This is a genomic window from Vibrio sp. S11_S32 (assembly GCF_014694465.1).
Lineage (GTDB): Bacteria > Pseudomonadota > Gammaproteobacteria > Enterobacterales > Vibrionaceae > Vibrio > Vibrio algicola.
Genome location: NZ_JAAUWS010000076.1, coordinates 1 through 7,688 on the forward strand (window position 1 = coordinate 1; position 7,688 = coordinate 7,688).

The window sequence follows — 7,688 nt, forward strand, 5'->3', positions numbered from 1 at the left end:
AAATCAGGAAATGTTATTAGGTTGTTCCATATTAAATCGCTTCACTCATCTCGGCATGCCCAATAGCTACCGAGTTGCCTGATCACGCTCAAAGACAACTAAGATTGAGTATTGCAACAAAGCCCTTAACGCTAGATTTAGTTCTTTTGTTATTTTCATAATCACTCTCGCTTTAAATCATCACAGCATTTTATTGATTCGTTCCAGCTCTTTAAGTGCGCTCCGTTGCGCCTCTGCTATTTTATCTTTTTCGTGTGAATCCTCGTCACCCACACTAATAATATCTGCTCGGGTTTCATCTACATTGTGAGTCGTTTCCACCCATCCGCACCGCATATTCCACACGCTAACCAAGCCGTCTGAGTCCTCGCGTAGAACGGTTGCGCATTCATCATTACTTTTAATCAAGATATGCGTAGCGCTTTTTGGGAAGATTGATTTCCCTAACTCCAATTTCATTTCTTTTAAGTTCATTTCACTTCCTCACCCAAGCTAATTAATTTGGCTTTATCGCCACAAAATTCCCAATAAAAACGCACTAGACCATAAGTACCACATAGTGACTGAACCTCACCACGACTACCAAAGTTAGCCGTAATGCGATATTTCTCATCATACATTTCAATGATTGAACCAATAGGCCACTCGTTAGGGTCTATTTCTGACAACTCTTGATTACTCATACTCAATATCTCACCTAGTCAGCTGTTATTCGATTGTTGGTAGGTTGTTCGCTTTGAACATGCGATTTACAGCCTTTAAGTTGTGCTCCCAAGCCTCATCATTATCAGCACCGCCTATCATTGATTGGCAGTCTGTAAATTGATCAGTTATCGCTTGAATTTGTGAGTCGGTAACTACTAATTTCTTGGAGCGCTTATAAGCTTTAGCTTTCTTAAGCAATCCAGATAAAACGTGATGATTGACTTGATGCTGCTCATCCTCTGAACCACCTTCAACCATGTCATTGAACTGGTCTATAGCAGCCTCTAAAGCTCTGATTTCGTTTGCTGTTATGTCCAAATCTGTTTTCCCTAGTTATGGAAAGAACGGTGCATTTAACCGGTTCACAATGATAGAACGGTTACGTGTATCCAAAATTTTAGCCACTTCGATTAAGTCAAAATCGAACTTAACTAACTCCACATCACCAGCCACCAGCCCGTAACGATCATTAATAGCGGATATGATGGCCTTTTTAGATGGCGGCTTTTTCATAACCAAATTCCTTTAATCGTTTAAGTAGCATTAGTAGCGCATCATTGCGTGTGCGGTTCATTCTGGTGTTTTCCCCGTATGAGCAACTCAATGTTTTAGCTTTGCCATGATGCTTGATGGTTATCTTCATTATGTTGTATCTGTTTACTGTTCCGCTGGTGGAAGTATAAGTATCAACGGTATCAACAAAACCCACGGGTAAATCAGCTGCCTTAGCGTTAGAGCGCTTTTTAATTCTACTCGCCCAATCGTTACGGTACAGGTCTGATATTTCGACCAAGGCTGCATATTCAGCCTCGGCCAATTCTTCTGTTGGCTTTAATACTTGAACCATAGCGCCAGCTATCATCTTGCGAGCTAACCAGCCTCTAGGATGCTTTGAAATACCCATAGTTAAACACCCTCTACTTGTTCAACCCACCATCTAACCTCTAGTGGCGTTAAGTCAGGTAACTGTTTAGTTATTTTATTGCCCATCCGAACACCCAAATTTATTAATACCTACAGAGAAGATATAAAAAAAAACAGTATAATACAAGTATTATACTGTTTTTTTGGTGAGTCAAATTTCAATTAACAACAAATTAAAATAATAATGCTAAAAGCAAAATCATTTATACCTAATTCAGTAACCCTTTCACCTTTGCCCAAGGATCATCCTGTTCTGTTTTTTCCAGTTGATCAGTATCGAGAAGTATTTCATCTGGTTCAGTATCTATCGTAATATTAGGTCTTCGACCTTTTTTAGTGGTTCTGACTTCCTCAAGCTTCAATTTATCACTCTCTGTTTTGTTAGAGCTCTTTTTAACCGGTTGCTCACTAGTTTCAACCTTTGTATGTAAAGCCAACCCTGAAATAGAGCGCTTTATTGATTCCTTGTATTGAGTGGCAATCGTTAATGCACCTAGTCGTTCTAGCATAATAGGAGTAGTAGCTCTTTCATCATCAACATAGTTCAGTTTTAATGGAGATAGTTGGATCTTATTATTTACCTCAAACATTCCATACATAAACTTAACCAACCTACCAACTGTTGATAACCCTGAACTTGAAGCAACATTTAAAGACTTAGCCTTTCTAATTTCATCTTTAGTGACATGATGTATAAGCAAAATACTTACATTAGACTCTTTGGCTATCCTCTTAAACGCATGCTTAATATCCCTGTCATTGGCAACTTCACAACAAGAACCAATAACCTCAGAAACCGTGTCAATAATAACTAAATCATATTCAGACAAACTTCCAATTACACCGCTCATATAATGTTCGTATTTATGCTTTTCAAATTCGGAGCTATCTGGTGGGATAACAAGCGGCTCAATGTCAGTACAAAAGTCCAAACTATCAAGCAGGCCATTTTCAGCTATATTGAGCTGTTCAATTTTTTGCTTCATCCGCTTGGAAACTATCGGTCGTGGGTCTTCACTACTGATATAAAGGACTTTTTGAGATTCAGGCTTAGCAGACAGCCCTACAAGCTGTATTCCCGTTGAAACCTCAATAGCAACACTAAGCCCAAGATGCGACTTTCCTATAGCTGGCCTTGCCACAATTAAACCTATTTGACTTCTTAGCAACCCATTCAATATCTCATCAGGTTGTTCTACTTGCTTACTTAATAGCGCCTCTGCATTCTCAATTTTCATAACTAACTAGACCTTAGATGACTCTGAATAGATGTTAAAATCAATTAAAACCTGACAGTCTGGGCTTTTCAGGTTTGTAAATGAGATACCAAAATCTTCTTTCAATGACGTGCGATTTTCAGAGATCCCATCAACGATAGAAATTCGCATCCTACTAACGTTGGAGGGCGCAACAGGAAAGGACTGAATATACTGCTTGAGAAGCCAATTCAATTTCTTCTTATGCAGGAACGATCCCTTATTAGTCTTAATGTATTTTAGGAATGATTTTAATAATGGCTTACGTGCATACTTGGTCATCAAGTGCTGTTCCTTTCGGTACAGATAGCCATGACTTTTGATTGCGCTTAGCAATTCAGGGTGTGGTATTACGAAAACATGATTACATTCACATTCAGATGGTCGGCCTGACACATTCAATGATGGATCATAACAAAACCTGAAATCTTCAATAAATCTGATTGGAATGCGCTCAAGTTTGTTTCCAGTTTCCTCACAAACCCTATCAGCCAACAAGGAAGCATTAGATAGCTGAAAAATTCTTTCTTCTATCTTTTCATAGTTTCTTCTATGAGTAGCTACACCCAAGCACTTAGCTAGGTCATACATAGAAATTGAAAGTATTGTGGCGTTTGGGTTAATAACAGAATCAAATGGCTTGTTATGACGTTTCGTTTCCTCAGCGTTCTCAATGGTTGTCAAAATGTGTGACCATCTAAGGTTCATACCAGACTTAGCATTGTCACTAAGCGAAATGCTTTTGGCATTAGCAATGATGGTTTCTAAAATTTCTCTGTGAGGAAGGAGTAAAAAATCACCGTGAATACCAATTGAGTATTGTTCACCTAGGATTTTTATATCCATTGAAGTCAGGGGCATATTTGGATTTGAACCACCACTATTGGCCACCTCCACAAGCCGCTCTCGCATCTTTTTCGTTATCTTTTCAGCGGGATAGAATAAAGTTGCTTTTGCAAGTAAAAGCGATGAAACCAAACAATCGGAACGATTTTCTGGAGAAATTATCTCTAATTGCTGATCTTCAAAAGAATCCATTTTAAATTACCTATCAAGAAAAAATACGCTATTTCCCATACAAATTGACTGTCAATCTGATAATCAAATAAAAAGGGAGAATGACCATTCAGAAATGTATATTTGTACAAAGAAACACCATAAAAAGGAAAAATATACGCTATTTCCTATATATTGACACTGTGGAAATACGCTATTTCCTATATATTGCATCACAAAATATACGCTATTTTCTATATATTGCAAACTTGAAATACGCTATCTCTCATAAAATTCGCAATGTAATATACGCTATTTCCTATATATTGAAAATACAGAATACGCTATTTCCTATATATTGAATCTGTAAAAATACGCTACTTCCCATAACAAATACGCTAATTCCCATTCAGAATACGCTATTTCCTATAGTAAATACGCTATTTCCTATATAAATACACCTATCTCTAGTTCTTTTAAGTGCTTTCTAGTTCATTAAGAACTAGAAAGCTAAGTTATACAGAAAATGGACAGCCATTTCCTGTTGCTCAAATTGTTCATAAAAACTTAGAGTTTTCATGATCAATTTCGAGCCTGATTTTGATCGCTTTGGATCATCAGATCTTACTAAATACTAAGTCATTAAATTTTCTGAGTTTATATAGAATTTATAAGATCAGATTTTTGATTAACCATCTAAATTCGATCTACTAGTCACGATCAATTATTTTCATTACAGAATTTTCTAGTAGGGATTTTGTTTTGATAGAACGTAATAACACCTTAGATGGACGGATGAGGCCAGTTGTTGAGTATGAAGCAGCGTTAGTGTCTGCATGTTCCAGCATTGTGCTTTATCAAGCTCCGTTTCTATTTGGCCTACCTTACAGTACCGCTCATGCACTGTGTCTAACCAGTGCCGCTATGGGTGTAGCTCAATACGTCCGTGGTCGTAAACTCAAGAAATACCATAATGCCTTAAAAAATATTGATGCTTACTTTATGTCTACCGATGAACTTAAAGCGTCTGATAAGTATTTCTGGCTTGGCAGGGGTTTTGAGTGGAAGCAAAAACACGCACAAAGACTTTATGAAGCCAGCACTCCAAATGGTGAGAAAATAGTTAGTGATTCCGCTATTTACCGAAAGGCGAGAAAGTTTTGTAATCTTAATGCTGATAACAAAAGCATTTTCGTTAAAGCGTTAGTGAGCCAGCTTAACGAGAAATACTTCTTTCGCGTGGGTGGGTTTAAGTTCCTAAAAAATCCGTTAGCGCCACTTCCTCCCGTTGGCGGTTCTTCAGTTCTACATGGTGTTGGTGTGGATGAAGAAGATGATATTTTACCGCAGTTAGACTCGTTAGAGGGTCACGTATTGGTAATGGGAACTACCGGTTGTGGTAAAACTCGTTCAGCAGAATTATTCATTACCAATGACATTGCCAGAAAGCGCAAGGTGAAAATTAACGTCAAGAACAATCAAGATGAAATCATTACACGCATAGAAGAACAACCTGATGGCATGGTCGCGGTACTCGATCCTAAAGGGGATGCTGATTTATTGGCTCGTGCGTATTCTGAAGCTAAAAAACATGGCCGTCCGTTCTACTTCTTCCATCTTGGTGAGCAGGAAATTACTTGTCGATATAACGGTATCGGTAATTTTAGCCGGTTATCTGAGTGTGCAACACGAATTGCTGGTCAGTTAAGTGGCGGTGGTGATTCAGCAGCCTTTAAAGAATTCGCATGGCGATTCATTGCGATCATATCAAAAGCATTATTTGCTATGGGCATTCGCCCTACCTACGACCATGTAAGACGCTACATAATGAATATGGAAGTGTTGTTCGTTGAATTCTGTGAATACTGGCTAAGCAAGCAAAACATGAGTGAGTGGCGCGAGCTGGTGGATATATATTCGAAACAGAACAATATTCCTGAGCACTTAAAGGGATTAGCTAGAAGAACGATTGGCCTTTCCATGACGGTAGAATCGCTAATGGCAGAAGATCCAAGTTTACGTAATTCAGCTTACGAGGGGCTTCTTAATGCTGTTCGATATGATTCTAGTTATTTCTCAAAAATTACCGCATCACTCTTGCCGTTGCTCGAAAAGTTATGCTCTGGTGATTTAATCAATATCTTATCCCCTGATTATACCGACACTAGCGACATGCGCCCTATTCTCGATTGGACGCAAGCCATTAGACGCAATGCAGTGGTTTATTGTGGCTTTGCAGCAATGGTAGACCGTGACGTGGCCAGCGCAGTATCTAACTCGATGTTATCCGACTTACTTTCACTGAGCGGTAAGATTTATCAAACCGGTATTAACTATGGGCTGGATGGCAGTAGTTCACATGACAAGCCAAAAATCTATCTACACATGGATGAGGCAAACGAAATGTGTGGCGAAGAATTCATTCCTATTTTGAACAAAGCTCGCGGTAGTGGTGTTCGTGTAATTGCTTATACACAAGCAAGGGAAGACCTTGAGGTACGTATGGGGGATGCAGCTAAGGCGTCAGTAATTGAAGCCAACTTTAACACAATCATCATGTTCCGAGTTAAGACGGTAAGTACCGCAGAACTACTTACCGACCAGCTAAAGGAAATTAATATCTATGATCGCTCCACGACACAAGGAGCGTCAGCAGACCTGAATATCGAAGAAGAAAAAGCCAACACAACAACTAGATTCTCTGATGGCGTTTCCGTTATTAGGACTCAGCCACTTCTTGCGCCTAGTGACATTGTGAGCCTACCTAAAGGCCAAGCCTTTGCTCTACTTGAGGGTAGCAAGCTTTATAAGATTCGATTCCCATTACCTAAAGACGAAAAGAACCCACTACCAAGCGAAATGAAAGACGTTTATCGAAACATGAAAATTCAATACCGCAGTTACGACAATTGGTGGGAAAAAGAGGCCGCATAATGAAAAGACTAATTTTTGTAATGACCATTATTACTATGGCTGGATGCAGTAACAACGAGAGGCCCAGGAATGATAATGCAAATGACAATACCATTTCGCGGTCAGAAGCAGTTTTGTTATCGGAAAATGTCATGAAGACTATTGCCATAAGTGAATCCGTAGACGCTCGGAATCTCGATAAAATCTACCTTGTAGGTAAAACATCGGAAGATGAGCCAATTTGCGAGCAATACTCACAAAGAGTTGTTGGTGTTGAGTGGGTGCATAACGAACCGGTTGCTAAGTTTGATATTTGGCACAAGTCAATTACTTGTCCTGAAAGCGCGGATGAGCACCTATGAGTGAAACCAAGAAAAGAACACCGCCACCAGCTGCGCAAAAAGCTGATTCTCACGAACATTCTACAGGAATTATTAAACCGGTAGTCAACTACATAGTATCCCTATCAGGATTGCTTATAGGGGCACTAATGGTATCCATATTAATAGAATGGCTTGGGATTTTTTTTGGCTGGTGGAATGAGCCGTATGAGTACCATTCTAAATCTGTGGCCAGTGAATACATTTCACTTATCAACGATGATTTAAAAGCCGCAGATAAGGACTTTGTATTATCACCATCATTACCCTTGCTTTGGGCGTCAGAATTCACGACAAAGTGGTTTGGGTTTGGGTTTGGGTTGACGGATGTATTTAGCCTTTCTAGCAGCTTTAACACGAACAGCTTATCTGGAAGCATATTTAAAGGGCTTTGTTGCATCGCTCGATAAACAATCAATTAGGCAATACTGTCAGGGTCGGTTATTATTTTAATCGACCTTTCATATCAGAATAATTAACAAATGCCTTACAAATACAACCAAACTAAACAGCA

At 39.1% G+C, this 7,688-nt stretch carries 10 protein-coding genes; 3 read left to right on the plus strand and 7 right to left on the minus strand.

Annotation, left to right across the window (positions count from 1 at the left end; translation table 11 throughout):
* Window positions 1–180 precede the first annotated feature (180 nt).
* The 7 genes from HC723_RS16000 to HC723_RS16030 all read right to left on the minus strand — a co-directional run bounded on the left by HC723_RS16000 (window position 181) and on the right by HC723_RS16030 (window position 3,923).
* Window positions 181–474: a hypothetical protein gene (locus HC723_RS16000; protein WP_190339793.1), complete on the minus strand. Its 294-nt coding sequence runs from the start codon at window positions 472–474 to the stop codon at window positions 181–183.
* Window positions 471–689 carry a hypothetical protein gene (locus HC723_RS16005; RefSeq protein ID WP_190339794.1) on the minus strand — a complete coding sequence of 73 codons (219 nt, stop codon included), beginning with the start codon at window positions 687–689 and terminating at the stop codon, window positions 471–473. Before HC723_RS16005 ends, HC723_RS16000 begins: the two co-directional genes overlap by 4 nt.
* A gap of 19 nt (window positions 690–708) precedes the next feature.
* Window positions 709–1,023, minus strand: a complete 315-nt coding sequence (locus HC723_RS16010) for a hypothetical protein (RefSeq protein ID WP_190339795.1) — start codon at window positions 1,021–1,023, stop codon at window positions 709–711.
* 15 nt (window positions 1,024–1,038) lie between these two features.
* A complete protein-coding gene (locus tag HC723_RS16015; RefSeq protein WP_190339796.1) occupies window positions 1,039–1,218 on the minus strand; it encodes a hypothetical protein in 180 nt (59 codons plus the stop codon).
* Window positions 1,199–1,609, minus strand: coding sequence for a hypothetical protein (locus tag HC723_RS16020; protein WP_190339797.1), 411 nt, complete (start codon window positions 1,607–1,609; stop codon window positions 1,199–1,201). Before HC723_RS16020 ends, HC723_RS16015 begins: the two co-directional genes overlap by 20 nt.
* Window positions 1,610–1,838: 229 nt before the next feature.
* Window positions 1,839–2,867 (minus strand): AAA family ATPase, encoded by a 1,029-nt coding sequence (locus tag HC723_RS16025; protein ID WP_190339798.1) that lies wholly within the window; start codon window positions 2,865–2,867, stop codon window positions 1,839–1,841.
* A gap of 6 nt (window positions 2,868–2,873) precedes the next feature.
* Window positions 2,874–3,923: a DNA mismatch repair protein gene (locus HC723_RS16030; protein WP_190339799.1), complete on the minus strand. Its 1,050-nt coding sequence runs from the start codon at window positions 3,921–3,923 to the stop codon at window positions 2,874–2,876.
* Between the two features lie 720 nt (window positions 3,924–4,643).
* Here HC723_RS16030 and traD point away from each other — a divergent pair.
* From traD to HC723_RS16045, 3 genes are all read left to right on the plus strand, one after another.
* Window positions 4,644–6,815 carry a type IV conjugative transfer system coupling protein TraD gene (gene traD / locus HC723_RS16035; protein WP_190339800.1) on the plus strand — a complete coding sequence of 724 codons (2,172 nt, stop codon included), beginning with the start codon at window positions 4,644–4,646 and terminating at the stop codon, window positions 6,813–6,815.
* Between the two features lie 131 nt (window positions 6,816–6,946).
* Window positions 6,947–7,156 (plus strand): hypothetical protein, encoded by a 210-nt coding sequence (locus tag HC723_RS16040; protein ID WP_190339801.1) that lies wholly within the window; start codon window positions 6,947–6,949, stop codon window positions 7,154–7,156.
* Complete coding sequence (locus HC723_RS16045) at window positions 7,153–7,584, plus strand: hypothetical protein (RefSeq protein ID WP_190339802.1); 432 nt, start codon at window positions 7,153–7,155, stop codon at window positions 7,582–7,584. Before HC723_RS16040 ends, HC723_RS16045 begins: the two co-directional genes overlap by 4 nt.
* The last annotated feature ends 104 nt before the right edge of the window (window positions 7,585–7,688 follow it).

Excerpts from the sequence above, each read along its gene's own strand:
- HC723_RS16015 (WP_190339796.1), bottom strand. The coding sequence starts at position 1,218 with ATGAAAAAGCCGCCATCTAAAAAGGCCATCATATCCGCTATTAATGAT.
- HC723_RS16000 (WP_190339793.1), bottom strand. The coding sequence starts at position 474 with ATGAACTTAAAAGAAATGAAATTGGAGTTAGGGAAATCAATCTTCCCA.
- HC723_RS16025 (WP_190339798.1), bottom strand. The coding sequence starts at position 2,867 with ATGAAAATTGAGAATGCAGAGGCGCTATTAAGTAAGCAAGTAGAACAA.
- HC723_RS16020 (WP_190339797.1), bottom strand. The coding sequence starts at position 1,609 with ATGGGTATTTCAAAGCATCCTAGAGGCTGGTTAGCTCGCAAGATGATA.
- HC723_RS16030 (WP_190339799.1), bottom strand. The coding sequence starts at position 3,923 with ATGGATTCTTTTGAAGATCAGCAATTAGAGATAATTTCTCCAGAAAAT.
- HC723_RS16045 (WP_190339802.1), top strand. The coding sequence starts at position 7,153 with ATGAGTGAAACCAAGAAAAGAACACCGCCACCAGCTGCGCAAAAAGCT.
- HC723_RS16040 (WP_190339801.1), top strand. The coding sequence starts at position 6,947 with ATGAAGACTATTGCCATAAGTGAATCCGTAGACGCTCGGAATCTCGAT.